Source organism: Conexibacter woesei DSM 14684, from assembly GCF_000025265.1.
In the GTDB taxonomy this organism is placed as follows: Bacteria; Actinomycetota; Thermoleophilia; order Solirubrobacterales; family Solirubrobacteraceae; genus Conexibacter; species Conexibacter woesei.
This window is the reverse complement of record NC_013739.1, coordinates 4,057,963-4,084,427: the sequence shown is the minus strand read 5'-3', so window position 1 is coordinate 4,084,427 and position 26,465 is coordinate 4,057,963. Positions and strand designations below refer to the sequence as shown.

General features: G+C 73.6%; 28 protein-coding genes. 16 read left to right on the top strand and 12 right to left on the bottom strand.

From position 1 onward, the window contains the following. Positions 1 to 2 precede the first annotated feature (2 nt). The gene (locus CWOE_RS19275; RefSeq protein ID WP_012935316.1) at positions 3 to 1,697 is read right to left on the bottom strand and encodes an amidohydrolase; all 1,695 of its coding nucleotides are present in this window, start codon (positions 1,695 to 1,697) and stop codon (positions 3 to 5) included. A 76-nt stretch (positions 1,698 to 1,773) separates the two neighbouring features. Here CWOE_RS19275 and CWOE_RS19270 point away from each other — a divergent pair, with 76 nt between their 5' ends. The 6 genes from CWOE_RS19270 (at position 1,774) to CWOE_RS19245 (ending at position 8,102) form a co-directional block, all read left to right on the top strand. Next, positions 1,774 to 2,787, top strand: a complete 1,014-nt coding sequence (locus CWOE_RS19270) for a LacI family DNA-binding transcriptional regulator (RefSeq protein WP_012935315.1) — start codon at positions 1,774 to 1,776, stop codon at positions 2,785 to 2,787. Between the two features lie 274 nt (positions 2,788 to 3,061). Continuing rightward, positions 3,062 to 4,555 (top strand): APC family permease, encoded by a 1,494-nt coding sequence (locus CWOE_RS19265; protein ID WP_012935314.1) that lies wholly within the window; start codon positions 3,062 to 3,064, stop codon positions 4,553 to 4,555. Continuing rightward, a complete protein-coding gene (locus tag CWOE_RS19260; RefSeq protein WP_012935313.1) occupies positions 4,555 to 5,724 on the top strand; it encodes a M24 family metallopeptidase in 1,170 nt (389 codons plus the stop codon). The genes CWOE_RS19265 and CWOE_RS19260 overlap by 1 nt, the downstream gene beginning before the upstream one ends. After that, entirely contained in the window at positions 5,721 to 6,704 is a 984-nt protein-coding gene (locus tag CWOE_RS19255; protein ID WP_012935312.1) for a polyamine ABC transporter substrate-binding protein, read from the top strand. Before CWOE_RS19260 ends, CWOE_RS19255 begins: the two co-directional genes overlap by 4 nt. Positions 6,705 to 6,748: 44 nt before the next feature. Then, positions 6,749 to 7,420, top strand: coding sequence for a YoaK family protein (locus CWOE_RS19250; RefSeq protein ID WP_012935311.1), 672 nt, complete (start codon positions 6,749 to 6,751; stop codon positions 7,418 to 7,420). Between the two features lie 112 nt (positions 7,421 to 7,532). Then, positions 7,533 to 8,102 carry a dihydrofolate reductase family protein gene (locus CWOE_RS19245; protein ID WP_012935310.1) on the top strand — a complete coding sequence of 190 codons (570 nt, stop codon included), beginning with the start codon at positions 7,533 to 7,535 and terminating at the stop codon, positions 8,100 to 8,102. On the opposite strand, the gene CWOE_RS19240 is transcribed toward CWOE_RS19245, so the two are convergent. Both CWOE_RS19240 and CWOE_RS19235 read right to left on the bottom strand, forming a co-directional pair. Continuing rightward, positions 8,087 to 8,923: an alpha/beta fold hydrolase gene (locus CWOE_RS19240; RefSeq protein ID WP_012935309.1), complete on the bottom strand. Its 837-nt coding sequence runs from the start codon at positions 8,921 to 8,923 to the stop codon at positions 8,087 to 8,089. The genes CWOE_RS19245 and CWOE_RS19240 overlap by 16 nt on opposite strands. Positions 8,924 to 8,925: 2 nt before the next feature. After that, a complete protein-coding gene (locus CWOE_RS19235; protein ID WP_012935308.1) occupies positions 8,926 to 9,597 on the bottom strand; it encodes a DUF3159 domain-containing protein in 672 nt (223 codons plus the stop codon). A 68-nt stretch (positions 9,598 to 9,665) separates the two neighbouring features. Between CWOE_RS19235 and CWOE_RS19230 the strand changes: the two genes are divergently transcribed. After that, positions 9,666 to 10,082, top strand: coding sequence for a VOC family protein (locus CWOE_RS19230; RefSeq protein ID WP_012935307.1), 417 nt, complete (start codon positions 9,666 to 9,668; stop codon positions 10,080 to 10,082). Here the strand turns inward: CWOE_RS19230 and CWOE_RS19225 are convergent. Continuing rightward, positions 10,037 to 10,678, bottom strand: coding sequence for a TetR/AcrR family transcriptional regulator (locus tag CWOE_RS19225; RefSeq protein ID WP_012935306.1), 642 nt, complete (start codon positions 10,676 to 10,678; stop codon positions 10,037 to 10,039). The genes CWOE_RS19230 and CWOE_RS19225 overlap by 46 nt on opposite strands. A 91-nt stretch (positions 10,679 to 10,769) precedes the next feature. Between CWOE_RS19225 and CWOE_RS19220 the strand changes: the two genes are divergently transcribed. Continuing rightward, entirely contained in the window at positions 10,770 to 11,486 is a 717-nt protein-coding gene (locus CWOE_RS19220; protein WP_012935305.1) for a crotonase/enoyl-CoA hydratase family protein, read from the top strand. Positions 11,487 to 11,512: 26 nt separating this feature from the next. Here CWOE_RS19220 and CWOE_RS19215 read toward each other — a convergent pair whose 3' ends face one another. Both CWOE_RS19215 and CWOE_RS19210 read right to left on the bottom strand, forming a co-directional pair. Beyond that, a complete protein-coding gene (locus tag CWOE_RS19215) occupies positions 11,513 to 12,094 on the bottom strand; it encodes a hypothetical protein (protein ID WP_148261081.1) in 582 nt (193 codons plus the stop codon). Between the two features lie 291 nt (positions 12,095 to 12,385). Then, on the bottom strand, positions 12,386 to 13,876 hold the full coding sequence (locus tag CWOE_RS19210; protein ID WP_012935303.1) for an MFS transporter: 1,491 nt from the start codon (positions 13,874 to 13,876) through the stop codon (positions 12,386 to 12,388). Between the two features lie 123 nt (positions 13,877 to 13,999). Between CWOE_RS19210 and CWOE_RS19205 the strand changes: the two genes are divergently transcribed. Beyond that, the gene (locus CWOE_RS19205) at positions 14,000 to 14,527 is read left to right on the top strand and encodes a MarR family winged helix-turn-helix transcriptional regulator (protein WP_012935302.1); all 528 of its coding nucleotides are present in this window, start codon (positions 14,000 to 14,002) and stop codon (positions 14,525 to 14,527) included. 12 nt (positions 14,528 to 14,539) lie between these two features. Continuing rightward, positions 14,540 to 15,682 carry a DNA polymerase domain-containing protein gene (locus CWOE_RS19200; RefSeq protein ID WP_012935301.1) on the top strand — a complete coding sequence of 381 codons (1,143 nt, stop codon included), beginning with the start codon at positions 14,540 to 14,542 and terminating at the stop codon, positions 15,680 to 15,682. A gap of 18 nt (positions 15,683 to 15,700) precedes the next feature. Here the strand turns inward: CWOE_RS19200 and CWOE_RS19195 are convergent, their stop codons facing one another. Then, a complete protein-coding gene (locus CWOE_RS19195; protein WP_012935300.1) occupies positions 15,701 to 16,225 on the bottom strand; it encodes a pyridoxamine 5'-phosphate oxidase family protein in 525 nt (174 codons plus the stop codon). Positions 16,226 to 16,327: 102 nt separating this feature from the next. On the opposite strand from CWOE_RS19195, the gene CWOE_RS19190 reads away from it, so the two are divergent. Both CWOE_RS19190 and CWOE_RS19185 read left to right on the top strand, forming a co-directional pair. Beyond that, positions 16,328 to 16,999, top strand: coding sequence for a formylglycine-generating enzyme family protein (locus tag CWOE_RS19190; RefSeq protein WP_012935299.1), 672 nt, complete (start codon positions 16,328 to 16,330; stop codon positions 16,997 to 16,999). Positions 17,000 to 17,159: 160 nt separating this feature from the next. Further along, entirely contained in the window at positions 17,160 to 17,783 is a 624-nt protein-coding gene (locus tag CWOE_RS19185; protein WP_012935298.1) for a bifunctional 4-hydroxy-2-oxoglutarate aldolase/2-dehydro-3-deoxy-phosphogluconate aldolase, read from the top strand. A 75-nt stretch (positions 17,784 to 17,858) separates the two neighbouring features. Here CWOE_RS19185 and CWOE_RS32915 read toward each other — a convergent pair whose 3' ends face one another. Further along, positions 17,859 to 18,464, bottom strand: a complete 606-nt coding sequence (locus CWOE_RS32915; RefSeq protein WP_012935297.1) for a helix-turn-helix domain-containing protein — start codon at positions 18,462 to 18,464, stop codon at positions 17,859 to 17,861. 35 nt (positions 18,465 to 18,499) lie between these two features. Here CWOE_RS32915 and CWOE_RS19175 point away from each other — a divergent pair, with 35 nt between their 5' ends. Beyond that, positions 18,500 to 19,492: an alpha/beta fold hydrolase gene (locus CWOE_RS19175; protein ID WP_012935296.1), complete on the top strand. Its 993-nt coding sequence runs from the start codon at positions 18,500 to 18,502 to the stop codon at positions 19,490 to 19,492. A gap of 11 nt (positions 19,493 to 19,503) precedes the next feature. Here the strand turns inward: CWOE_RS19175 and CWOE_RS19170 are convergent, their stop codons facing one another. After that, entirely contained in the window at positions 19,504 to 19,875 is a 372-nt protein-coding gene (locus CWOE_RS19170) for a DsrE family protein (protein WP_012935295.1), read from the bottom strand. 116 nt (positions 19,876 to 19,991) lie between these two features. On the opposite strand from CWOE_RS19170, the gene CWOE_RS19165 reads away from it, so the two are divergent. After that, positions 19,992 to 21,551: an HD domain-containing phosphohydrolase gene (locus CWOE_RS19165; RefSeq protein ID WP_012935294.1), complete on the top strand. Its 1,560-nt coding sequence runs from the start codon at positions 19,992 to 19,994 to the stop codon at positions 21,549 to 21,551. A 12-nt stretch (positions 21,552 to 21,563) separates the two neighbouring features. On the opposite strand, the gene CWOE_RS19160 is transcribed toward CWOE_RS19165, so the two are convergent. Beyond that, positions 21,564 to 23,009: an ABC1 kinase family protein gene (locus tag CWOE_RS19160; protein WP_012935293.1), complete on the bottom strand. Its 1,446-nt coding sequence runs from the start codon at positions 23,007 to 23,009 to the stop codon at positions 21,564 to 21,566. 47 nt (positions 23,010 to 23,056) lie between these two features. On the opposite strand from CWOE_RS19160, the gene CWOE_RS19155 reads away from it, so the two are divergent. After that, a complete protein-coding gene (locus CWOE_RS19155; protein WP_012935292.1) occupies positions 23,057 to 23,536 on the top strand; it encodes a hypothetical protein in 480 nt (159 codons plus the stop codon). Positions 23,537 to 23,714: 178 nt separating this feature from the next. Here CWOE_RS19155 and CWOE_RS19150 read toward each other — a convergent pair whose 3' ends face one another. Then, positions 23,715 to 24,608, bottom strand: a complete 894-nt coding sequence (locus tag CWOE_RS19150) for a sigma-70 family RNA polymerase sigma factor (RefSeq protein ID WP_012935291.1) — start codon at positions 24,606 to 24,608, stop codon at positions 23,715 to 23,717. A 74-nt stretch (positions 24,609 to 24,682) separates the two neighbouring features. Here CWOE_RS19150 and CWOE_RS19145 point away from each other — a divergent pair, with 74 nt between their 5' ends. Beyond that, entirely contained in the window at positions 24,683 to 25,141 is a 459-nt protein-coding gene (locus CWOE_RS19145) for a carboxymuconolactone decarboxylase family protein (RefSeq protein ID WP_012935290.1), read from the top strand. Positions 25,142 to 25,153: 12 nt separating this feature from the next. Here CWOE_RS19145 and CWOE_RS19140 read toward each other — a convergent pair whose 3' ends face one another. After that, complete coding sequence (locus CWOE_RS19140; protein ID WP_012935289.1) at positions 25,154 to 26,416, bottom strand: alpha/beta fold hydrolase; 1,263 nt, start codon at positions 26,414 to 26,416, stop codon at positions 25,154 to 25,156. Between the last annotated feature and the right edge of the window lie 49 nt (positions 26,417 to 26,465).

The window sequence follows — 26,465 nt, the reverse complement described above, 5'->3', positions numbered from 1 at the left end:
GCTCAGCCGCGCCGGTGCACGACGCGGCCGCCGACGACCGTCAGCGCGACGCCCAGCTCGGCGAGCGCGTCGGGCTCGACCGTCGTCGGGTCGCCGTCGAGGACGGTCAGGTCGGCGCGCATGCCGGGCGCGACCCGGCCGCCCCGCGCCGCCTCGCCGACGGTCGCCGCCGGGCGCGTGGTGTAGCCGGCGAGCGCCTCGAGCGGGCTGAGCGCCTGCTCGGGATCGAGCACCGGCATCTGCGGGTGGCCGGGCAGGCGGCGGGCGCGGGCGTAGCCGACGCCGAGCAGCGGATCGACCTGGGCGACGGGCCAGTCGGAGCCGAGCGTCCACGGTACGCCGGCGTCGACGACGTCGCGGATCCGCCAGGCGCGCGCGCTGCGCTGGGCGCCGAGCCGCAGCGTCCACTCGTCGGAGCGGTCGCCCGGGCGCCACTGGCCGTGGAGCGGCTGCATCGAGGCGACGACGCGCTCCCCGGCGCAGCGCCGCAGCAGCGCGTCGGGCAGCACCTCCAGGTGCTCGATGCGATGGAGGGCGCCGCCGGGGAGGGCGGGGGCGCCGGCCGCCGCGGCGGCCGCGTAGGCGTCGAGCGTCATGCGGACGGCGCGGTCACCGATCGCGTGGGTCGCGCACTGGAAGCCGGCGCGCGCGAAGCGGACGATCAGGTCGTGCAGCCGGCGCGGGTCGGGCCAGTAGCAGTCGCCGCCGCCGCCGCGTGAGTCCGGCTGCTCCAGCCAGGCGGTGCCGGTCTCGATCACGCCGTCGGCGAAGAACTTCGCGACGCCACCGCGCCAGAGGGTCCCGCGGTCGTCGCGGTGGCGCAGCAGCTCCTCGACCCCGTCGTCGCCGGTCTCCGGCAGCAGCAGCAGCGGGACCACGAGCCGCAGCGTCAGGTCGCCGGCCGCCTCCAGCTCGTCGAGCAGCGCATACGCGGCGAGGTCGCCGTCCATCGCGTGTCCGCCGGTCAGCCCGAGCGCGTTGAAGCGGCGCAGGTGGGCGCGGACGTTGGCACGCAGCTCGTCCGGTCCGAGCGGGTCGAGTGCGTCGGAGATCCGCCAGTAGGCGGGCAGCTCGATCAGCTCTCCGGTCGGGCGGCCGTCGGCGAAGGCGACCGCCGAGTTGCCGTCGAGCGCGATCGGCGCGGTCACGCCGGCGGCTGCGATCGCGGACGGCGTCGCGACGTGCGTGTGGAGGTCGAAGTAGGAGACGAGCGCGGGGCCGCCGGCCAGCTCCGCCAGCAGCTCGCCCGGGAACGCGACGCCGTGCAGGACGGCGTAGTCGAGCGCCCAGCCGCGCACCAGCGCCTGCGGGCCGAGGCGGGCACGCTCGGCCAGGAGTGCGTCGCGCAGGCCGGCGACGTCGTGGACGTCGCGCAGCTCGACGCCGCGCGCGAGCTTCGCGCCCCAGACCGGGTGGACGTGGCCGTCGACGAGGCCCGGCGTGACGGTGAGGCCGGCGCCGTCGACCAGCTCGGTGCGGGCGCCGCAGCGGGCGCGGATCTCGGCGTCGTCGCCGACCGCGGCGATCGTCCCGTCGGCGGCGACCGCGACCGCGCTCGCGCGCGGGCGCGCGGGATCGAGCGTGAGCACGTCGGCGCCGACGATCGCCATCGTCACGTCGCGGGCGCCGCCGGCACCGCCGACACCGCGCGCGTCGACCGCGCCGTGCGCGCCGCTCTGAAGCCGGTCCGTCGTCATGCCCGCCAGGGTAGTGCCAAACCGATTCGCCAGTCGGCAGCGAGCCGCCTCTGCGCCTGCTACGTTGCGGCGTCAGATGGACACTTCCGGTCGGCCTGGCATTCGCGATCTCGCGCGTGCGGCGGGTGTGTCGCGCACGACCGTCTCGCACGCGCTCAACGGCAAGGGGCGGATGGCGCCGGAGACGCGCGACCGCATCCTCACGCTCGCCGAGGAGCTGGGCTACCGCCCGAACGTCAACGCCCTGCACCTGACGCAGCGGCGCGCGGGGCTGCTCGCGCTGACCTCCTCGCCGTCGGACCCGATCCCGCTCGGGCTGCTCGACGTCGACTACTTCCTCGCGCTCGCGCCGGCTGCCTCCGAGGCGGCGCTGCGCGCCGGCTATGCGCTCGTGCTCGGCCCGACCGGCGCTGCCTCCGACCTGTGGGACGACCTGCGGCTCGACGGCGCGCTCGTGACCGACCCGCTGCCCTCCGACCCGTTCCTGCGCGCGCTGGAGGCGCGGGGGACGCCGGTCGTCACGCTCGGCCGCGATGTCGACCGCGCGGACGAGACGTGGTGGGTCGACTCCGACCTGGAGGCGGTGATGACCGAGGCGCTCGACCACCTCGAGCAGGCCGGCGCCCGCCGCGTCGGCTTCGTCTCCGAGCCGCCGCGGCACTCGTACTCGATCGACGAGCACGCCGCGTACCACCGCTGGCAGGCGGCGCGGGGGAGGGCGTCGCTCGTCGAGGAGGCGGCCGGCAACCACACCGAGGCCGGCTTCCGCGCCGCTCAGCGGATGCTCGCGGCGAGGGAGCGGCCTGACGCGATCGTGACGACGCTGGAGGGGCTGGCGATCGGGGTCAAGCTGGCGGCCGAGACGATCGGCCTGCGCGTGCCGGAGGACCTGATGATCGTCGCGGTCTCCGACGGGTCGATCCTCGCCCAGCCGCACACCTCGATCACCGCGACCGACCTCGCCTCGGCCGAGATCGGCGCCGCGGCGGTGCGGTTGCTGATCGACCGTCTCGACGGCCGCGCGCCGGAACCGCGCTCGGTCCGGGTCCCCTCGACGCTCCGCATACGCGCCTCGACCCGCCGTCGCTAGCTCGCCGCGCGGCTGGAGCGGAGGTCGTCCTGGGTTCTGGTCGCATAGCGACACCGATCCAGGACGACCTCGTCCACCCCGGCGGCGCGACACGCTTGCGCCCATCTGGCAAACCGGTCAGGCAGGCGCGCTCCATTCTCGCCATTGTCCTTGGTTGACCGATTTGTCAACCTCTGCGCGGAGGAGACGCCAAACCGGTCAGGCGTGTGTCAACGAGGCGCTGCGGAGCGACCTGCGACTGGGACCATTCCGCGCTGTGAAGGAGAACTCCCGAATGACGATGGAAGCCTCAACGCCGCTGCGAGCGAGCGGCCGCGGCGCGCCGCCACCCGAGGGCCCCACCGGCGGCCAGGCGCTCAAGCGGGACTTCACGCTGCGCTCGGCGTTCTCGCTGGCGTTCGCGTACATGTCGCCGATCGTCTGCATCTACGGCGTGTTCGCGATCGCGCTCGCGCTCGTGGGGCCGGGCTTCTGGCTCGCCCTGCCGGTCGCGGCCGCCGGGCAGCTGCTCGTCGCCTACGCGCTCGGCGAGGTCGCCTCGCGCTACCCCTATCAGGGCAGCCTCTACGCCTGGGCCGGCCGCCTGATGGGCCCCGCCTACGGCTGGTTCACCGGCTGGGCGTACGTCTGGACGGTGCTGATCGCACTCGTCACCGTCGCCGTCGGCGCGACCCAGTTCTGGGGCGCGGCGCTCGCGATCGACGTCAGCGCGAAGTCGTCGCTGATCCTCGGCTGCGTGATCGTGCTGGCGATCGCGACGGCGTGCAACATGCTGACGCGCAGACTGCTGCGGCTGATGATCGCGGTGTCGATCACGGTCGAGGTGATCGCCTCGATCGGCCTCGGCGTCTGGCTGCTGGCCTTCCACCACGTCAACCCGATCAGCGCGATCTTCGAGAACGGCCTCGGCGCGGGCGGCTGGAGCGCCTCGACCGTCCTGCTCGCGATCGGCCTCGCCGGCTGGTCATTCGTCGGCTTCGAGTCCTCCGGCGCGATCGGCGAGGAGGTCAAGGACGCCGGGCGCAACGTCCCGAAGGCGCTGCGCTACTCGCTGATGGCGATCGCCGCGATCGGCCTCTTCGGCTCGCTGTCGCTGCTGCTCGCCGTGCCCGACGTCGGCGCCGTCCTCACCGGCGCGGACGCCGACCCGATCACCACCGCGCTGACGGTCCACCTCGGCGAGACCGCCACGCGCCTCGTCAACGGCATGTTCGCGCTCGGCTTCAGCGCCTGCGTGCTCGGCCTGCAGACGGGCATCTCGCGCGTCATCTGGGCGTTCGCCCGCGACAGAGCGCTGCCCGCCTCCGGCTGGCTGTCGAAGCTCTCCCAGCGCGAGGCGATCCCGCTCAACGCGCTCGCCGTCACCGCCGTGCTGCCGCTGCCGATCTTCCTGCTGACCGGCTCCAACGTCTACAACGTGCTCGTCGGCTACGTGATCGGCGGCTGGTACCTGACCTTCGCGCTGGCGCTCGTCGCCGCCGCGATCGTGCGCTGGCGCGGCGGCTGGAAGTCGGGGCCGTTCTCGCTCGGCCGCTGGTCGCTGCCGGTGCTGATCGCGGCGATGACGTGGGCGGTCTTCGAGATGGTCAACATCTCGTGGCCGCGCGAGGTCCTCTCCGGGCCGGACTGGTGGCTGCAGTGGTCGGTGGTGATCGTGACGGCCGTCCTCGGCGTGCTCGGCGCGCTCGTCTACGCGACCGTCCGCGGCCGCATGCACCTCGGCGAGCCGACCGCCGACACGACGGCGACGAACCCGAAGGAGCTGTGATGTACCGCTGGCCCGAGGTCGACTTCGCCGCGCTGCGCGACGCGCGCATGGAGCGCGTCTCCGAGCTGATGCGCGAGCAGGCGGTCGACCACCTGCTGCTGTCGAGCTTCGACACGATCCGGCAGGCGACCGACTTCCGCGCGACGCTGACGTACGACTCCAACTACGACTACTACGCGGCGCTCGTCGCGGCCGACGGCGAGACGACGCTGCTCGCCTGCGACGTCGGCGAGGCGATCGACGAGCCGATGCACGGCCTGCCGTGGATCACGCGGCGCGTCCCGACGCCGTCGTGGCAGTCGCTGTGGGCGCATCCGGCGACGTACGCCCGCGTGCTCGCGCGGGAGCTGGAGCGCGTCGGCGCCAGACGGCTCGGCGTCGACGTGCTGCCGTTCGAGGTCGCCGCGGCGCTGCGCGCCGCCTGTCCGCAGGTCGAGCTGGTACCGGTCCTGCGCGAGCTGCTGTGGGCGCGCCGGATCAAGCTGCCCGACGAGGTGCGGCTGCTGGAGGCGGGCTGCGAGGTGCTGTCGCTGTGCGCCTCCGCGGCGATGGGTGGGTTCGTCGAAGGGATGACGGACCACGAGGTCGTCACGCTCGCCGACGAGACCGCCCACAAGCACATGGTCGAGTGGATCTCGCACAGCGTGATCGTCGCCCAGGCGACGCCGAAGGAGGCGGCGTGGCTGCCGACCGGACGGCGCATCTGGGGCGGCGAGGTCTTCTTCGTCGACTACGGCGTGATCGGCCGCGGCGGCTACACCGCCGACTTCTGCCGCACCGCCTTCGCCGGCGAGCCGGACCCGGTCGTCGCCGACGCCCACCGCAAGCTGCTCGACGCGAAGGCGGCCGGCGAGGCGTTCGCGCGCCCCGGCGTGAAGGGGTCGGAGGTCGCGCGGGTCGTCAACGACGCGCTGCGCGGCCACGGCTTGCCGCCGACCGCGTACGCGATGGGCCACGGCATCGGGTTGCGGATGGTCGAGATCCCGAGCCTCTACCGCGAGGAGCTGATGGACCACGACGACGTGCTCGAGGAGGGGATGGCGATCTGCATCGAGCCCTCCACCTCGGTCGAGCTGCCGAGCGGCGAGGTCGTCGGGCTCAAGGAGGAGGACCAGTACATCGTCACCGCGACCGGCCTGCGCACGCTGACGCGCACCGCGGTCGCGTGACCGGAGCCGCCGGCGGAGCGCCGTTGCGGATGCTCGTCTGGCCCGGCATGCCGGCGCCGGAGGCGCTCGAGCGGGTCGCGGCGCGGCTCGGCGTCGCGCTCGACTGCGAGACGATCTGCACCAACGAGCAGCTCGAGGAGCGGCTGCTGGCAGGCGAGCGCTGGGACCTCGTGACGCCGTCGGACTTCATGGTCGAGCGGCTCGCGGCACGCGGGCTGCTGGCGCCGCTCGACGCCGCGCTGCTGCCCGGCCGCGACGCGCTCGCGCCGTGGGCGCGGCGCCCGGCGTGGGATCCCGCCGAGCGCTGGTCGGTCCCGCTCGCCTTCGGCACGACGGGCGTCCTCCACGACCGCGAGCGGCTGCCGGACGCCGGCTCGTGGCGGGCGCTGCTCGACCCGCCGCCCGGCGTCGTCGTCGGGCTGCTCGACGAGCCGCGCGAGGTGATCGGCGCCGCGCTGCTCGCGGCCGGCGAGCGCTTCGACGCGACCGACGAGCGCGCGCTGGCGGCGGCGGGGGAGCTGCTGCGACGGGGCGGGCGGGCCGTCGCGCGGGTCGACTCCGGCGATTTCGTCTCGCCGGTGCGCGACGGGCTCGTCGCCGCTCACCACGCCTGGAGCGGCCCGGCCGCCGCCGCGGTCCGGGCCGATCCGCGGCTCGCCTACTCGCTCCCCGGCGAGGGCGCAGTCGTGTGGGTGACGACCGTCGCGATCGCCGCCAGCTGCCCGCGGCCGGCGCTCGCGCGCGCCGCGATCGCCGCGCTGCTCGATCCCGAGCTCGCCCGGATCACCGTCGAGCAGCACAGCTACGCGACGCCGAACGACGCCGCCCGGCGGCTGCTGCCGGCGGAGCTGCGCGACGACCCGGTGCTGTTCCCGTCGCCGGCGACGCTGCGGCGCGCGATCACGATCCGCGACGTCGACCCAGCGGCGCAGGCGCGGCTGGCTGCGCTGTGGGCGGACGTCGCCGCCGGCGCGGGCTGACCAGTCCGAGCCTCCCGTCCGCCGCCTGCGCCAGGATCCGCCCCGTGCGGGGACTGGGCGTGGACGAGCGGGCGCGGCGGCTGCTGGCGCTGACCTGCGCGACGGGGATGGTCGACGCGGTCGCCTTCCTCGGCCTCGGCCAGGCGTTCTGCGCGATGCAGACGGGCAACGTCGCGTTCCTCGGATTCGGTGTCGCGGGCGCGGACGGCGCCCCAGTCGCCGCTCCGTTGACCGCGCTCTGCGCCTTCGTCGCCGGCGGCGTCGCGGCGGCGCTGCTGCTGCGGGCCAGCGCGACGGCGAGCGTCCCGCGCGGCGTGGCGGCTGCGGTCGCGGCCGAGATCGGACTGCTGGCGCTCGCGACCGCCGTCGCGGCCGCGTCCGATCCGCGGGCGGGGGACACGGCCGCGTTGCTGACGATCGCGGCGCTGGCCGCCGCGATGGGGCTGCGCACGACGATCGTGCGCGGGCGCGGCGGTGCGAACGTCGCGACGACGGTGCTCAACCTGACCGCGATCGGCGGTGCGGCAGCCGCGGGCGCCGGCCTCGCGAGCGGCGCCGACCTCGCGCAGCGTGCCGCCGCGCTGCTCGCGCTGCTGCTCGGCGCGGTCGTCGGCGCACTGCTGCTGGAGGCCGCGCTGTGGCTCCCGCTCGCGCTTGCGACGGCGGTCACGCTCGCCACCCACGCGCTCGACCGCCCCGCGCCCGCGCCGGCCTGACGCAACCGGCTCGGCCACGCCGCGCATTCGGGCGCGACCGATGAGTTTCCGCCGCTGCGTCGTTGGAGAGACGGCAAGCGCATCTCCGCGACCGGAACGACAGGAGCTTCTCGTGGGACGACTGATCATCAACGCCGCCATCACCGTCAACGGCGCCTTCGAAGCGCCGGCGCCCGCGCCGGACGGGTGGCTCGTCCTCGACCCCGACAGCCAGCAGGCCTCGCTGGAGAAGTGGCAGGCGGCCGACGCGATGGTGCTGGGCCGCAAGACCTACGAGGGGCTCGCCGCGGTCTGGCCGCGGATGGCCGATCTGCCCGGGTTCGAGGCTTACGCCGAGCGCATGAACAGCATGCCGAAGTACGTCGCGTCGCGGACGCTGAGCGGACCGTTGGAGTGGAACGCCACGCTGCTGGAGGGCGACCTCTCCGACAGCGTCGGCAGCCTCAAGGACGAGCACGACGGCAACCTGATCGTCTCCGGTGCCGGCGAGCTGGCTCGCGACCTCATCGCCCGCGGCCTCGTCGACGAGATCTGGTTCACGGTCAGCCCCTACCTGTCGGCGGCCGGGCCGCGGATCTTCGACGACGTCGGCGCCGTCCGCTTGGAGCTCGTCGCGACGACGACCTTCCCGTCGGGCGTCGTGCGCCTCTGCTACCGGCCGACCGCTCAGCTCTCCTCGTAGGCCAGCAGGTCGAGCACGAGCTGCGCGACCTCGTGCGGGGTGTCGGTGATCGAGAAGTGGGCGGCGCCGGGGATCGTCTTGAGCGTCACGTGCGGCGCGGCGTCGACAATCGCCAGCTCCGCGTCGGTGATGCCGACCTCGTCGCGGTCGCCGCGCCCGAGCCAGACGGGTGTGGAGGCGGTCGCGAGCCGGCTCGCGACCTCGCCGCCGTGCGCGGCGAGGTGCTCGAAGAAGCCGACGACCTGCGCGCGGTTGGCGGCGCGCGGGTTGCGCTTCATCTCGCCGAACAGCTCGTCGAAGCGGTCCTCGGGCAGGCGGCCTCTCATCCCGTGCTTGAGCGTCGGGTTGATGCCGAGCCAGACGAGCGTGCCGACGATCGGCGTGTGGCTCGCCTCGTCGAGCGAGCGCAGATCCTCCTCCTCGTCCTCCCGTGAGAGCGAGGGGGACAGCAGCAGCAGCTTGCCTCGGAAGCGACCGCGCGCGGCGATCTCGATGCCGACGTTGGCGCCGAACGAGTGACCGGCGATCAGGTCGATCGACTCGGCGGCGGCGAACTCCTCGACCAGCGCCGCATAGCTCGCGATCGAGAAGTCGAACCCGCCCGGGACCGGCAGCCCCGCGAAGCCGGGCGGATCTGCCGCCAGCGCCGTCACGCCCGCCGTCGCGAGCGCCTCGTCGGTGAGCACGCCGGTGAAGAACTCCGACGTGCAGAACAGGCCCGGCAGCATCAGCACCCGCCGCCGGGGCTGCTGCGGGTCGTTCTCGATCACCGTCCATCCCGCGGTGTCGCGCCGTCGCAGCGCGGCGTTGCCGGTCGTCACGATCAGCTCCTCACTGTCGGGGACGTGCCCGGGCGCGCCGGCGCGCCGGCGGCCGCCCGCGCATGGTCGGGGTACCAGGCGGTGAACTTGAACGCACCGACGATCAGCGCGATCGGGATGATCCAGTTGAGCCAGTCGGTCCCGCCGTCGACCTGCTGCGCGATCACGCCGAGGATCGCCGCGAGTGCGAACACGGCACCCCAGACGAGCGTCAGCACGCGGTTGACCTGCTTGAAGAGCGGCGTCTCCCAGACCTCCTTCGGCGCCTGCTCGCGCGCGTACTGCTCGGTGAACGGGATGAACGCGAGCGAGCCGAGCACGACGATCGCGAGCACGCCGCTGGAGATCGCCTGCGCGTAGTCCTCGAGCCAGTCGAGCTGGTCGCGATCCAACGCCAGTCCGGCGATCGTGAGCGCGCCGAAGAACGCGATCGAGACGACGTCGAGCAGCTTGACGCTGCCGCGATCGGACGACGGGATCAGCAGGATCAGCGCGGCGATCAACGCACCGCCGGACGCGTACTCCCAGCTGCTCGGACTCGCGACGACCCAGAAGATGATCCACGGGACGAAGCCGCGGAATGAACTGCCTCCCATTCGCGCGAGTCTGACGTTTCTGTCGAGCTCGGCCGATCTGACGTCGTCAGCGCGCAGGTTCGTGGAGGAAAGCTGCACCGCGAGCGATGACTTGTCCGCGCGCGGACAGTCACAGGTGGGACGCCACGATCGAAGGAGGCACTGCTGTGAGCACCACCACCCACCGCATCGGCCAGATCCACCTCGTGATGGTCCCGTCCAGCGACCAGGACCGCTCGGTCGCGTTCTACAAGGCGCTCGGGTTCACCACCCAGGCCGACGCCGACTTCGGCGACGGCCAGCGCTGGATCGAGATGGTGCCGCCGGACGGCAAGACCGGCGTCGCGCTCGTCCCCGGGCGCCCCGAGGCCGCCGGCACCCAGACCGGGATCGTCGTGACGACCGGCGACATCGACGCGACCCACGCCCAGCTGCTCGCCGAAGGCCACGACGTCGACCCCGCGGTCGCCCGCGCCGGCTCGCCGGCGGAGATCAGACTCGGCGGCGTCTCGCTGACCGAGCCGTGGCCGCCGATGTTCTACCTGCGCGACCCCGACGGCAACGCGCTGCTCGTCGTCGGCTGAGCGCGCGGCCCGGCGACGCCGTCGAGCAGAGCGCCGACGGCGAACGCCCAGCGGCGGTCGACGGAGTCCGGCGTCGTGCCGAGGCGGCGGCCGTTCTCGGCGGCGGCGAGGCCTTGGACGAGCGCGACGAGCGCGTGCGCGAGGTCGACGGGGTCGGCGGCGAAGGCGCCGGCCTCGACGCCGCGGCGGACACGCGCGACGATCAGCTCGCGGACCGAGCCGCTCGCCCGCAGCTCCTGCGGGCCGGGTGCGAAGTCGGTGAACGGTCTCGACAGCATCACGTCGGCGAGGGCGGGGTTGGCGACGACGAAGGCGCGGTAGGCGGCGACTGTCGCGAGCGCGTCGGCACGCGGGTCGTCGGTCTCGGGCACCGCGGCGAGCAGCTCGTGCAGCCGGCGGAAGCCCTCGAAGAAGACGGCGCGCACGAGGCCGCCCTTGTCGCCGAACAGCTCGTAGACGGCCGGGGTCGAGGTCTGCGCCGCACGCGCGACCTCTCGTGCGGTGACGCCGGCGACGCCCTCGGCGGCGAGCAGGTCGACCGCCGCCGCCAGCACGCGCTGGCCCAGCTCCGGCGTCCGTTGCTTGGGGCGGGGCATCGCGCGAAGCCTACCGACGTTCCGGAACACTGTTTCGGAACAATGTTCCGATAAGCTGTCGCGCCCGACGCATCGACCATGGAGGCCGCAGATGACGGAACTGGCGACGTACGCGCTCGACGGACGGATCGCGACGGTGACGCTCGACGACGGGAAGGCCAACGCGCTCTCGATCGCGATGCTGCGAACCCTCCACGACGCGCTCGACCAGGCCGAACGCGACGAGGCCGTCGTGCTGATGACCGGCCGCGAGGGCCGCTTCTCGGGCGGCTTCGACCTGACCGTCTTCGCCTCCGGCGACCCGGCCGCCGTGGTGGAGATGCTGCGGCTGGGCGCGACGCTCGCGGAGCGGATCCTCGCGTTCCCGACCCCGGTCGCGATCGCCTGCAACGGTCATGCGGTCGCCGCCGGCGCGTTCCTGCTGCTCGCGGCCGACGCCCGCGTCGGCGCCGACGGCCCCTTCAAGATCGGCCTCAACGAGGTTCAGATCGGCCTGACGATGCCGTGGTTCGCGATCGAGCTGGCCCGCCAGCGGTTGACCCCCGCCGCCTTCGATCGCGCCGTCGTCACCGCCGTGATGCACACCCCGCAGGAGGCGGTCGCCGCGGGGTTCCTCGACCGCGTCGTCGCTTCTGCCGACCTGGCCGCCGCCGGCCGCGAGGCCGCCGAGACGCTCGCCGGCCTCAACCCCGCGGCCCACGCCGCGACGAAGCAGCGCGCCCGCGCGGGTGCGATCGCGGCCGTCCGCGACGCGATCGAATCGGAGCTGACGGTCGAGGGTCTGACGGGAGCGAAGGCGCCCGCGTGAGCGGCTGGCGCCCCGCATCCGTCAGCTCACGGGTCGATTAGTCTCGTCGAGAGCGGGTCGGTGATGATCAGCGGGCCCGCCGCGCTCAACGTTCCGGTCGCCGGGCAGAGTATGTCGCTGCCCGGCGTCTTGGCGAAGGCGTTCGGCGCAGGTAGCAACGTGAACAGCTGGGGGTTGCCGACGAGGTCGATTAGCGCCGGCAGATTGCCCTGGTATAGGCATCTCCCGATGCCAGGGGCGGTGAATTCGAACGCGAGGAATAGGACGATCACTAGCAGTCCCGTTATGTCGGGTAGTCTGCCTAGGAACGACTGGTAGTTGAGTCGTGGGGACGTCGGTAGGACCACCGCCGTCACGCCCGCCGGCGCGCAGTCGGTCAGTCTTCCTCTGGTGATCGCACCGAGCGCCGCTAGCGGTCTCTTGTCGACCCGCGGGTAGACGAAGAAGTGCAGCGACAGCTGACAGGTGCCGTTGAAGAGGAAGGCACTGAATCTGACCCCTGATCTGTCGCTTCTGATCTCTATCTCGCGCGGCGGGTCGTCGGTCGGGCCCATGCCTATCGCGGCATGTCCCGCGGCCGACGCTGCGCCGCACGCGAGCACGAGCATCGCAAGGCTCGCCATCACGGCGAGCCGGTTTCTCTGAGACATCTCGAGTTCCCTCCACCGCCCGCCGACGCGAGCGGCTCGGTGCTGCTGACAAGGAGCCGCGCGCGCCTCGACGCACGCGGGCACGACTGGTCGCGACCTCCTTCCCCCGGGAGCCGGCGGACCGATCCTAGGAAGCACATGCGGCCGGGGCAAGAGCGGCGCAGGGGGAGAACGACGAAAGCCCCGCATCAGCGGGGCTTTCCGTGCTGCCGAGCGTCCGGCGCGTCGCGCGCCGGATGCGACCTGCGCCTACGCCTCCGCGTAGGCGAGCGCCTGCTCGTCCTGCTCGACGTGGACCGGCTCGCGTGCCGCCGGCTTCTGGATCACGAGCGCGACGATCGCGACCGCGGCGACGAGCAGGCCGGTCGCGATCCCGAACGCGAGCGTGTAGCCGCCCGTGAGCGCGTCGCCGATCGGCTCGCCCTTGTCGAGCAGCGTGTCGCTGCGCGTCGTCGAGAAGGTCGCCAGCAGCGACAGTCCGAGCGCGGCGCCGATCTGCTGGGTCGTGTTGACGAGGCCCGAGGCGAGGCCCGCGTCCTGCGGCGCGACGCCGGACATCGCGAGCGCCATCATCGCCGGGAACGCCGTGCCCATGCCGACGCCGATCAGGACCATCGACGGCAGCACGTCGGAGACGTAGGAGCCGTCGGTCGGCACCTGCGTGAACAGCAGCAGGCCGAGGGCCGCGAGCGTCAGCCCGGCGAGCAGCGTGTTCTTCGGCCCGAAGCGTACGCTGAGCCGTTCGGCGAAGCCGAGCGACAGCAGGCCGATCCCGAGCGACACCGGCAGGAACGCGAGGCCGATCTCGATCGGCTTGAAGCCGAGCACGCGCTCGAGGTAGAGCGTGCCGAGGAAGAAGACGGCGAACAGTCCGCCCATGATCAGGATCTGCACCGCGTTCGTCGCCGAGAGGTTGCGCGAACGGAAGATCCCGAGCCGCATCAGCGGGTTCGCGGCGCGCGCCTGGCGCAGCACGAACAGCGACAGCAGCGCGATCGAGACCGCGCCGAGGCCGAGCGTGTGGAGCGAGCCCCAGCCCTCGTCGGAGACCTTGACGATCGCGTACACGCCGACCATCAGGCCGCTCGTGATCAGCGTCGCGCCGAGCACGTCGGCGCCTCTGCTCAGGCCGAGCCCCGGCTCGTCGGCGACGAACCGCTGCGCGAGCAGGAACGTGACGACGCCGATCGGCACGTTGACGAGGAAGATCCAGTGCCACGACAGCGCGTCGGTCAGCACGCCGCCGAGCAGCAGCCCGAGCGACGCGCCGCCGGAGGCGACGAACGCGAAGACGCCGAGCGCCTTCGCCTGCTCGCGCGGCTCCGGGAACATCGTCACGATCATCCCGAGGATCACGGCCGCGGTCAGCGCGCCGCCGATGCCCTGCAGCATCCGCGCGGCGATCAGCACGCCCTCGCTCGTCGCGAGGCCGCACAACGCGGAGGCGATGGTGAAGACGACGAGCCCGGCGAGGAAGATGCGACGACGACCGAGCAGGTCGCCGAGCCGGCCGGCGAGCAGCAGCAGGCCGCCGAACGTCAGCAGGTAGGCGTTGACGACCCACGCCAGGTTCGAGGTGGAGAAGCCGAGGTCGTCCTGGATGCTCGGCAGCGCGACGTTCACGATCGACGAGTCGAGCACGATCATCAGCATCCCCGTGCAGAGGATGTAGAGCGCGATCCAGCGGGAGTCGCGTCTGGCTGGAGCGGAGCTGGTGGAGGGGGGAGCGGTGTCGGCCATTTCCCGACCTTAGCAAATCGTCTACTACCGAATGTTTTCTCTGTGCAAATATTGTTACTGAAATGTTTGCGTGGTGCGTCTGACGCGCGACGCGGTGTGCGCGACGAGTAGTCTGGAGCCACGATGAGCATCACGGACAGGCCCGAGCCGGCGGACGCGGCGACGGCCGAGACAGACGGTCAGCGGTGCCTCGCCGCCGACCTCGGGTGGCTGTTGGCGAAGGCGTCGTTCTCGCTCAACGTCGAGATCGGCCGGGCGTTCATCCCGCTCGGCGTGACACCGCGCGCCTACCACGTGCTCGAAGCGGCCGCCGACGGCCGGCGTTCGCAGTCCGACCTGGTCGACCTCGTCGGCGTCGACAAGACGACGATGGTGCAGACGATCGACGCGCTCGAAGCCGCCGGCCTCGCCGAGCGCCGGCCCTGCGAGCACGACCGCCGCGCGCGCATCGTCGTCGTGACGCCGCTCGGTCACGAGAAGATCGCCGAGGGCCGCGCGACCGTCCACCGGGTCCAGAGCGAGGTGCTCGCGACGCTCCCCAGACGGACGGCCGAGGCGTTCCTGGAGGGGCTTCAGCAGCTCGTCGACCAACGGCTCACCGAGCCGATGGAATGCGAGCGGACGATCCGCCGCGCCCGCCAGCGTCGCTAGGCTTCCGGCGCAGTGGCGAGAAGCGAACACACGATCCTCGAAGTCGCCGGGCGCGAGGTGCGGCTCTCGAACCCCGCCAAGGTCTACTTTCCGAAGCCGGGGTGGACCAAGCTCGACCTCGCGCAGTACTACATGGCGGTCGCCGACGCCGCGCTCGTGCACCTGCGCGAGCGCCCGACCGTGATGAAGCGCTTCGTGAACGGGATCACCGAGGACCCGATCTGGCAGAAGCGCGTGCCGCAGAGAGTGCCCGAGTGGCTGGAGACGGCGACCGTCTCGTTCCCCTCCGGCCGCACCGCCGAGGAGCTGGTCGCCAACGACGCCGCGCATCTCGTGTGGGCGGCCAACCTCGGCGTGATCGACTTCAACCCGTGGCCGGCGCGGCGCGCCGACCTCGACCATCCCGACGAGCTGCGGGTCGACCTCGACCCGACCCCGGGCGTCGGCTGGGACGAGGTGCGGCGCACGGCGATGGTCGTCCGCGACGTGCTCGCCGAGTACGGCCTGCGCGGCTATCCGAAGACCTCCGGCTCGAAGGGCATCCACGTCAACGTCCGCGTCGAGCCGCGCTGGGACCACCTCGAGGTCCGTCGCGCCGCGCTGGCGCTGGCCCGCGAGGTCGAGCGGCGCGCACCGGACCTCGCGACGAGCAAGTGGTGGAAGGAGGAGCGCCACGGCGTCTTCGTGGACTACAACCAGAACGCGCGCGACCGCACGGTCGCGTCGTGCTACTCCGTGCGCCCGACGGTCGACGCGCGCGTCTCGTGCGCGCTGGAGTGGGACGAGGTCCCTGCCGTCGAGCCCGGCGACCTGCGGCTCGACACGGTCCCCGAGCGGCTGCGCACGGTCGGCGACCCGGCCGCCTCGATCGACGACGAGCCCGGCTCGCTGGAGCAGCTGCTCGACCTCGCCCGCAGGGACGAGGAGGGCGGGCTCGGCGACGCGCCGTGGCCGCCGCACTTCCCGAAGCAGAGAGGCGAGCCCAAGCGCGTCCAGCCGAGTCGCGACGCCGACCGCCCGTCGCAGCGCGGCCGCGCCGGCGACCCGCAGCCCGGCGGACCGCCGCCGGGCGTGAGAACCGGCGGCCTCCAACAAGGCTTCGGCGCCAAGCCGCGGTCCGGCCAGGGCTACGAGCACGAGTTCGACGAGGAGTGACCGAGCTGGGCGGCGCGCTCAGGCGTCGCTGAAGCTCCAGCGGCTCGCGCCGTGCGGCTCGCGCAGACCGACGCCGAACGCGGTGTGGAAGGTGATGCGGTAGAGGTGCCACGGCGGCGGTCCGGCACTCTGCGCGCTGTAGGGGGCGGTGAGCGCATCGCCGTCGACCTCCGCCGGCCAGCCGCTGTCGCGGTAGAGTGCAGCGACGCGGTCGAGCGTCGGCGTGTCGGTCACACGGCGCGCCTCGCCTTCGAGCACGAGGTCGATTCCGTCGAGCCGCAGCGACAGCGTGCACGCGGGGTTGACCGCGAGGTTGCGCGACTTGCGCGTGCCGGGGCCGCTGGTGAAGTAGACGTCGCCGTCGTACTCCGCGGCGCCGACGGCGGCCGCGTGGGGCCGGCCGTCGGGCCGGACGGTCCCGAGGAAGCAAGCGGTCTCCATTCTGGGCCACCCGCTGCGGAGCGCGTCGAGCGCGCGGCTCCATGGCAGCGGGCCGGCGCCGTAGATGTCGAGGTCGACGGTCTCGTCGAGCTGGCGGGTCATGGTCGGGCTCCCTTCGTCGCTCACTGTCCCTATGACTGCCGGATGCCGTGGAACTCACCGCTGACGGCCCGCCGAAACCGCGAGGCCGTACGATCGCGCCGGATGGCCGGCGGCTTCGAACCTGAGCGGATGATCGCGATCGCGTCCGGTGCGGTGACGCTCCACGACCGGCGCACCAGGCGCCGCTGGACGGTCGAGGTCGCGCCGTACTCGCTCGCCGCGTCGCCGGTCACGCAAGCGCAGTACGCCGCGGTTGCGGGCTCGTCGCCGAGTGACGCGCCCGGCGACGCACTCCCGGTCGAGTGCGTCTCGTGGCTCGACGCGGCGGGCTTCTGCAACGCGCTGTCGGCGCGCGAGGGGCTGGCGCCGGCGTACGCGCTCGCCGGCGACGCCGTCAGCTGGGAGCCGTCGGCGGACGGCTACCGCCTGCCGACCGAGGCCGAGTGGGAGCACGCATGCCGGGCGGGCACCGCGGGGCCGCGCTATGGCGCGCTCGACGAGATCGCCTGGTTCCGCGACAACTCGGCCGATCGGCCCCACGCCGTCGGCGGCAAGCGGCCCAACGCATGGGGGCTCCACGACATGCTCGGCAACGTCTGGGAGTGGTGCTGGGACGTCTACGACGCCGAGGTCTACGGCGACTACCGCGTGCTGCGCGGCGGAGGCTGGAGCGATCCCGAGTGGAGCTGCCGCGCCGGCGTGCGGCGGCGCAGCCACCCGACGTTCCGGATCGAGGACGTCGGGTTCCGCGTCGCGCGCTCCGGCTCGTCGTAGCCGGCGACGAGCCGGCGGTAGCCTGTCGCCGTGACGAAACCGCCGTTAGACGGTGAACAGCTGGCGGGCGATCACGAGAGGGTTGGAAAGCGCATGGCGACGGTCTGTTCTACGCGAGTCTGCGGCACCGAGACGGTCAGCGCTGCCGCGGAGCCGGGCAATGCCTGAGCGCGTCCCGATCCCGGCCGCGGTCGCGTCGAGCGGCCTGCTGGCGATCCTGCGCGGCCTGCCGGCCGGCGAGACGGTTGCGCTCGCGCAGCGGCTGGAGCGGCTCGGCGTCGCCGCGCTCGAGGTCACGTGCGACACGCCCGGACACCTCGACGCGATCCGCGGCGTCCGCGCCGCCTGCCCGGGGCTGGCGGTCGGCGTGGGGACGGTGCTGGAGATCGACGCGGCGGAGGCGGCACGCGCGGCGGGAGCGCAGTTCCTCGTCTCGCCGCACGTGGACGCGGAGCTGATCGGTTGGGCCGGTGCGCGCGGCCTGGCGACCTTCGCCGGCGCGATGACGCCGACCGAGGCGGTGACGGCGTGGCGGGCCGGCGCGAGCGCGGTGAAGCTGTTCCCGGCGGGCTCGCTCGGCCCCGGCTACCTGCGCGAGCTGCGCGCGCCGCTGCGGCAGATCCCGTTCGTGCCGACCGGCGGCGTCAGCGCGGCCAACGTGGCCGAGCACTTCGCCGCCGGCGCGGTCGCGGTCGGCGTCGGCGGCGGCGTCACGGACGCCGACGACGCGGCCGTCCGCGCGCTGGTGGAGACGGCCGCCGGCGCCGTCGCCGCGCGCGGCTGAGCGGCCCGCGCTGCCAGCCGCGCTGGCTCCGCGCCTGGCGGCGGCTGAACCCGGCGCCGCCTCGCCGCGAGCGGCTCAGCCGCGCGTGTGGAGCGGGTCGAAGATCACGAGCAGCTCGACGGGCTCCTCGACGGCGCTCGAGCAGTGCGGCAGCCAGGTGCTGAACTCGGTCGAATCGCCCGGCGCGAGGATCTGCTCCTTCCCGCCGAGCACCAGGCGCAGCCGGCCGTCGATCACGTGCAGCCGCTGGTGGCCCTCGTGCGTCTTCGGAGCGGGGTGGTGGAGGCCGGCGGGGAGCAGCAGCCGGCAGACGCGCGGGCCGTCCCCCGGCTCGGTCAGGGGCACGAACGTCACGCCGTCGGCCGTCGTCCAGGGGCTGCGGTCCGGCGCGACGGCGCGGCGCGGCGCGGCGACCAGCTCGTCGGTCGCGATCCCGAGGGCGCGGGCGAGCGCAGGCAGGTGGGCGAGCGTGAGCCGGCGCGCGCCGGTCTCCAGCCGGCTCAACGTCGAGGTCGCCATGCCGGCGGCGAACGCGACCTCGGCGAGCGTCAGCCCGCGCTCGTCACGCAGCTGCCGCAGGCGCCCGCGGACGCGCTCCTCGACGTCGTCGTCCGCTTGCGAGGACGTGTGCTCGTTTGCCGGCGCGGCAAATGGTCTTCCGTGACGGGATCGCTCAGCCACACTGGAGAGCGTAGACACCGCGAAGGAGCATGCACATGTCACAGCCCACAGAACTGACCGAGCTCGAGCCGACGCACCGGCTGGTGGACGTCCCCGGCGGCCGCATCCACCTCGTCGAGCAGGGCACCGGCCCGCTCGTGCTGCTGCTCCACGGCTTCCCCGAGTCGTGGCGCGCGTGGCGCCGCCAGCTGCCGGCGCTCGCGGCGGCCGGCTACCGCGCCGTCGCGCTCGACCTGCGCGGCTACGGCGGTTCGTCACAGCCGGCGGCGGTCGCGGACTGCCGGATGCTCGCGCACGTCGCCGACGACGTCGCCGTCGTGCGGGCGCTCGGCGAGGAGACCGCGATCGTCGTCGGCCACGACGTCGGCGCGTCGATCGCCGCCAACTCGGCGCTGCTGCGGCCGGACGTCTTCACCGCCGTCGGGCTGCTCGGCGTCCCGTACACGCCGCGCGGCGGCCCGCGCCCGACCGACGCGTTCGCGCAGATCGGCGGCGACGAGCAGTTCTACGTCAGCTGGTTCCAGGAGCCGGGCGTCGCGGAGGCGGAGATCGAGCGCGACGTCCGCGGCTGGCTGGCCGGCTTCTACGCCGCGCTGTCGGCCGACACGATGGGAGCCGCCGGCGGCGCCTATGCCTTCGTGCCGCCCGGCAGAGCGATGCGCGACCGCTTCCCGGCCGGCGCGCTGCCGGCGTGGCTTTCGCCCGACGAACTGGACGGCAGCGCGCAGGAGTTCGAGGAGACCGGGTTCGCGGGCGCGCTCGCGCGCTACCGCAACTTCGACCGCGACTGGGAGGACCTCGCCGCCTGGGACGGCGCGCCGATCCGCCAGCCGTCGCTGTTCATCGGCGGCGCGTTGGACCCGTCCACGACGTGGATGGCCGACGCGATCGCGGCGTTCCCCGCGACTCTGCCCGGCCTCGTCTCCTCGCACCTGCTCGACGGCTGCGGCCACTGGCTCCAGCAGGAGCGTCCCGACGAGGTCAACCGGCTGCTGCTCGACTGGCTCGGATCGCTGGCGGCGCGCTGAGCCGCGGCGCGTCAGTAGCTGAAGACGGTCGCGCCGTCGCCGATCCGGTCGAACAGCGGCGTGGCGCCTCCCAGCACGGCGTTCGGCACCAGCGCCGCTTCGTCGAGCTGCCGGCCGCTGAAGCAGATCGGGCAGACGAGCAGCTCGCCGCCGCCGTCGGCGAACTGGCTCAGGAGCCGCGCGACGGGCGGGGCGCCTGAGACCTCGATCGCCTCGCCGTAGCCGGGCAGGCCGAGGCGGACGGCCTCTTTGGTGAGGAACATCGTCACCTGTCTGCCCTTCGCCAGCGCGGCCGTCGCCACGAGGAAGGCGACGGTCACGCGCTCGGCGTCCTCGTGCCCGGTGGCGAGATTGATCACGACATCTGCGTTGCGCTCGGTCATCGCGTCCGTTTCGGGTTGGTTGTCCACCGACCGTACGGCGCGCGCTGCCGCGCGGCGTGGGGCGTTCGCCTCATCTCCCGCCGTGTCGGCGCATCCGCACCATCTACGCTTGCTGCGTGCGCGAACCGTGTCTCGCCCAGCCGCTGCGACTGGCCGAGCTGATCGGGGCGCTCTCGCTCGCGACCGACCTCGGGCTGGGGCTGCCGCAGGAGCACGTGCTGCGCCAGTGCCGGATCGCCGTCGCGCTCGGCGCGGCGGTCGGCGCCGGCGACGACGACCAGGCGGCGGCGTACTACGTCGCGCTGCTGGCGTGGGTCGGCTGCACCGCGGACTCGCACGAGCTCGCGGGGCTGTTCGGCGACGACATCGCGCTGCGGGCGCAGAGCTACGCCGTCGACCGCGGCGGGCTGCCGATGCTGGGGTTCCTGCTGCGCCGCGTCGGCAGCGGCCGGCCGCCGCTGCGCCGCGCGCGGATGGCGGCGTCGCTCGTCGCGACCAACGGGCGCGACGTCGCGGCGGCGATGACGACGCACTGCCAGGTCGCGTCGCAGATGGCGCAGCGGCTCGGGCTCGGTCCGGAGATCTCCGGACCGCTGCGCCTGGTCTTCGCGCGCTGGGACGGCAAGGGCCTGCCGAAGGGCGTCGCCGGCGACGAGCTGCCCGTCGCGGTGCGGCTCGTCCAGCTCGCCGACATCGTCGAGGTGCACCACCGCGACGGCGGGGTGGAGGCGGCGGTGAAGGTTGCCCGGGAGCGCGCCGGCGGCCAGCTCGACCCGCTGCTCGTCACCGCGTTCTGCGACCACGCGGACGCGCTGCTCGGCCCGCTCGAAGACGAGCCGAGCTGGGACGCCGTCCTGCGCGCCGAGCCGGGGCCCGGCCGCCTGCTGACCGCCGAGCGCCTCGACGAGGCGCTCGAAGCGGTGGCCGACTTCACCGATCTCAAGTCGCCGTGGTTCGCCGGCCACTCGCGCGGCGTCTCCGCGCTCGCCGGGCGGGCCGCGGCCTCGGCGGGGCTCCCGCCGGAGGAGATCGGCGCCGTCCGCAGCGCTGCACTGGTCCACGACCTCGGGCGGATCGGCATCCCGACGACGATCTGGGACAAGCCGGGACCGCTGACCGACGCCGAGCGCGAGCGCGTGCGCCTGCATCCGTACTACACCGAGCGCATGCTCGCCCGCTCACCGGCGCTCGCGCGCCTGGGGGCGATCGCCGCCTGCGACCACGAGCGCCTCGACGGCTCCGGCTATCACCGCGGGCTCACCGGCGCCGCGCTGTCACCGGCGGCGCGCATCCTCGCCGCGGCGGACGCGTGCCAGGCGATGAGCGAGCCGCGGCCCTACCGGCCGCCGCTCGAACCGGACGCGGCCGCCGCCGAGCTGCGCGGCGACGTGCGCGCCGGCCGGCTCGACGGCGACGCGGTCGAGGACGTGCTCGCCGCCGCCGGCCACCGCCGCGCGACGGCGCGGTCGCGGGCGCGGCCGGCGGGGTTGACGGCACGCGAGCTGGAGGTCCTGGTGCTCGTCGCCCGCGGCGCCTCGGCGCGCGAGGTGGCGGGCGAGCTGGTGATCGCGGAGAAGACGGCGCGCAACCACGTCGAGTGCGTGTACGGCAAGCTCGGCGTCTCCTCGCGCGCCGAGGCGACGCTCTACGCGATGCGCCACGGCCTCGTCTCCTGAGCGGCCGCGCCGTCAGGCGGCGCGGCGGCCGGCGAAGAAGGCGGCCTCGGCCTCGCCGAGCGGCGTCGCCGGCGGGGCGCCGTGGAGATACTCGGCGGCGATCGCGCCCCAGTCCGCGCCCGCGCGCAGCTGCGAGAGGACGATCGCGACGATGCCGTGCATCCGGCGGATCAGGAGCGCCTCGGGCGGGAGCGTGAACTGGTTCATCTGCGTCTTGGTCGCCGCGCGCTGCTCGGCGTCGGGGCGCGGGCGGTCGGGGCGCTCGCGGGCGTTGCGCGCGTCCTCGGGTGAGAAGCGGCGGACGCCGGGGACGGCGTACCACTTGATCGCCATCCGCATCAGCTTCAGCGCCCAGTCGGCGTCGACCGCGTCGGCGCGATCCCCGGGCAGGTAGCCCGCAGTGCGCAGCGCCGTCTTCAGCGCCGCGGCGTCCTTGTCGCGGACGGCGAGCGCTATCCCGCGCTCGCCGTCGATCCGGTCGGCGCCGACGTCGCGGACGAGGCCGAAGTCGAGGAAGCAGACGCGGCCGTCGGGGCACAGCAGGTAGTTGCCGGGGTGCGGGTCGCCGAGGACGATCCGGTCGCGGTAGAGCAGCCCGAAGAAGAAGCGGAACACGATCTCGCCGTAGCGGTCGCGCTCGGCCTCGCCGTCGCGGCGGACCTCCTCGAAGCGCTCGCCCGCGACGTACTCGGACACCAGCACGCGCTGCGTCGAGAGATCGGTGCGGACGCGCGGGACGCGCGCGAACGGATGCCCGCGCAGCAGCCGCTCGATGCGGCGGTGGTTCTGCGCCTCCAGCTCGTAGTCGAGCTCCTCGCCGATCCGCTCGCGCATCTCGGCGGCGAGCGCCTTTGCGTCGAGCCCCGGTGCGAGCCGCTTGACGAGCGGCAGCAGCAGCGTCGCGTTGCGCAGGTCGGTCTCGACCGCCTCCGCGACGCCGGGATACTGGACCTTGACGACGACGTCGTCGCCGTCGACGGTGGTGGCGCGGTGGACCTGCCCGATCGAGGCGGCGGCGAAGGCACGCTCGTCGAAGTCGGAGAAGACCCGCTTGAGAGGGCCGCCGAGCTCCTTCCGCATCAGCTGCTCGAGGTCGGCGAAGCGGACCGGCGGCACGTCGTCACGGAGCGCGGCGAGCTTGCGCTGCAGCTCGTCCTGCTGGTCCTCGGGCAGCCCGTCGAACTCGACCATCGAGATCATCTGGCCGACCTTCATCGCCGCGCCGCGCATCTGGCCGAGCTGGTCGACGAGCTGATGCACGAGCGCCGCCGTCCGATCGCTCTGCGCCGCGGCGGCGCGCTCCGGCGTGCGGACCCGGTTGGCGGTCCGCATCCCGGCCCAGCGCACGCCCTGCCCGGCGACCAGTCCGCCGACCCGCGCGGTCCGCGCGAGCCGGCCGGTCGGCAGCTTCTCCGCCTCGGGCGGCGGGTCGTCCTCAGGCTCGGGCTCGGCGGTCACCGGTCGAGCGTAGCGGTCCGCGCGCGGCGGCCTGAGAGGATGCGGCGATGACCGACGTCGTGCGCCTGGAGACCGTGGCTGAGCTGGATGACGAGGCGGGCGCCGCGGCCGCCGCCGGTGCGGCTGGTGCCGCTGGTGCCGCTGGCGCCGCTGGTGCGGCTGGTGCGGCTGGTGCCGCTGGTGCCGCCGCCGCGCTGTCCGTGCGCGTGCGTCACGACGCCGTGCTCGCCGACGGCCGCCGCCTGCCGCTGCTCGACGACCGCGGCTGGAGCACATCGCCGGGCGGCTCCGCCCGCGGCGCCGGCGCCGCGCCGTCGATCGAGGAGGTCGAGGCGACTGCGCGCACGGTCGTCGGCCCGGACGAGCCGTTCGGCGGACGCACGCAGGAGCAGATGGCAGCCGATCACTGGCAGCACCTGGCCGACACCCTCAGGCACGCGGGTATCACCGCGGACCCGCACACCCTCGCGCGCCTCCCGCACACCGTCGTGCTCGGCGAGCGACTCCGCGCACGGGCCGGTCTTTAGGAAGTGCCACACACGCGGGGTGGCGCGTCCGCGCTCGCGTTCCTAGAGTAATGATCGGGTATCGACCGGTTCGACTCGAACGACGCTAGTCAGGCGTTCCGGGCTCACCACCCGCGCTCGACCCGCTCTCCGGAGCGGGTCGATGTCGTTCCGGGGAACGGCCCACGACCGCTCCGCCCTACACCCCGAACGCCGTCAGGTCGAGCTGGGCGAGGCGGGCGGGGTCTGAGAGCGCGTCGATCGCGACGATCCTGTCGTCGGCGACGGTGAAGCCCATGATCGAGAACGGGCGGCCGGAGGCGACGACGACGACGCCCGCGGCGCCGTTGACGAGCGCTGGGTGCACGGACGCGGAAATCCGCGCATACGCGCGTGCGCGGCCGGCGACCGCCTCGGCGCCGCGGACCACGACCGAGGCGCCGCGGGTGAGGCCGCCGTCGGTGCGCAGGACGACGTCGGGGTCGAGCACGGCGACGAGCGCGTCGAAGTCGCCGTCGCGGGCGGCGGCGAAGAAGGCGTCGACGGCGACGCGCTGACGTGCGAGGTCGGGATCGGGCGCCGGGGCGGCGCCGCGGACGCGGCGGCGGGCGCGGCTGGCGAGCTGGCGCGTCGCGGCCGGGGAGCGGTCGACGATCGGGGCGATCTCGTCGAACGGCATGCCGAACAGGTCGTGCAGCACGAACGCGAGCCGTTCGGCGGGCCCGAGCGTCTCGAGCACGACGAGCAGCGCGAGCCCGACCGAGTCGGCGAGCAGCGCCGCCTGCTCGGGATCGTGGCCCTCGGCGCGGCTGACGAGCGGGTCCGGCACACGCACGTGCTCGGGCTCCTCCAGCGGCACCTCGTGCCGCGTCCGGCGGGACCGCAGCATGTTCAGGCAGACGCGCGCGACGATCGTCGTCAGCCAGCCGCCGAGGTTCTCGACCTCGTCGGCGCCGGCGCGGCTGGCTCGCAGCCACGCCTCCTGGACGGCGTCGTCGGCCTCGCTGCGCGAGCCGAGCATCCGGTAAGCGACGGCGTTCAGGTGGCGCCGCTGCCCCTCGAACTGCTCTGCGATCCACTCGTGATCATCCATTTGTCACATTCCTTCGTCGCTCCGTGTCACCTCGTTGACCGATCGAATCCAGACGATGTGACAGGAGCGAGACCATGGAACCACGGATGACAAACCCGGCGATGGCGGTGCCCGGCGCGATGCAGGCGCTGCTCGCCCTCGGCGCCACCACCAGAGACAACGGCGTCGACGCACGCACGCTCGAGCTCGTCCACCTGCGCGCGAGCCAGATCAACGGCTGCAGCCTCTGCGTCGACATGCACGCCCGCGACCTGCGCAAGGCGGGCGAGACCGACGAGCGGATGTTCGCCGTCGCCGCCTGGCGCGAGGCGCCGTACTTCACCGACGCCGAGCGCGCCGCGCTCTCGCTCGCGGAGGCGGTCACGCGGCTGAGCGACCGCGCCGACGCCGTCGCCGACGAAGTCTGGGACGAGGCCGCGCGCCACTACGACGAGCCGGCGCTCGCGGCACTCGTCCTCGGGATCGCGACCGTCAACCTGTGGAACCGGCTGAACGCCGCCACGCGCCAGGTCGCCGGTCCGATCCCGCACTGAGCGCCGACGCTGCTACGTCGGGCAGTTCGACGGCGCTCTCCTGCCGGCGAAGCGGTCGGCGATCCACGACACGTACTCGCGCTGCGCGGCGAACGGGATCGTCTGGTGCGTCGCGCCCGGGTAGGTCGAGTACTCGACCGGCTGGCCGAATCTGCACGCGCGCTGGATGTACTGGGTCGTGCCGTTCGGGTTGACGACCGTGTCGGCGGTGCCCTGCATCGTCAGCACCGGCGCGACCGTCGTCTGGTTGCCGGCCGTGTTCTCCTGGAAGCGCTGTCTCCACTCGGCCGGTATCGGGCGCTTGAAGAACGTCGCGGGGTCGACGCCCAGCTCCTGGACGACGTCGCCGAGGTGGATCGTGCACTGGATGCCCAACGCCCGCAGCGGCTGCTGACCGGCGGTCGACACGACGTCGCCCATGCTCAGGTTCGGATAGGCGGCGGCGAAGCCGCGGAAGGCGTTGAGCTGCTGCACCGCGCTCACGGACGGGGACAGCGTCGAGGTCGGTCCGGGCTCGACGAGGCCCTCGATGTCGGGCGCGGTGTTCGCGGCTGGCGCGAGCGCCGCGATCCCGAGCAGGCGCAGCGGCTTGGCGTACGACGACGCGGCGGACTGGCCGGCGAAGATCGCGGCGCCGCCGCCCTGGGACCAGCCGAGCACGACGACGTCGTTGCTCGTCCCGCTCTGCGGGAGCTGCTTGGCGGCCTTGACCGAGTCGAGCACGTTGTTCGCCTCGGTCGTCCCGACCGTGTACTGATGCACGCCCGGCGTGCCGAGCCCCTGGTAGTCGGTCGCGGTCACGACGTAGCCCGCCTTCAGCAGCTGCGAGAGGGCGGGCACGCCGACGTCGATCGAGTACTCGCTCGTGTAGGTGTAGTAGTCCTCGAGGTTGCGGGCCGGGTTGTCAGGGATCGAGGGCGCGCATCCGCGCGCGCCGCCCAGCGTCCCGTGCGCCCAGGCGACGACGGGCCGGCCGCGCTTGGGTGCCTTGCCCTTCGGGGCGATCACGAGCCCGGAGACCGCGACCGTCTTGCCGCCCACGACCTTCGACTTGTAGAGCACCTTCCACGCCTGCGCGCCCTTCGGCGCCTGGATCGGCCGCGCCCAGATCAGCGTTCCCGGCTTGCCGGCCGGCAGCGTCTTCGGCGGGTCGTAGAACGCGGAGCCCTCCGGCCCGAGCCTCACTCTCGCTGGGGCGGCCTGGGCTGATGCGGCGCCGACGAGCAGCGCCGTCGTGACGACGGCTGCGGCGAGGGCTGTGCGCGACCTGCTCATCGATGCTCTCCTTCGGAGGGGCCGCCGATCGTAGCCAGGCGGGCGGCGC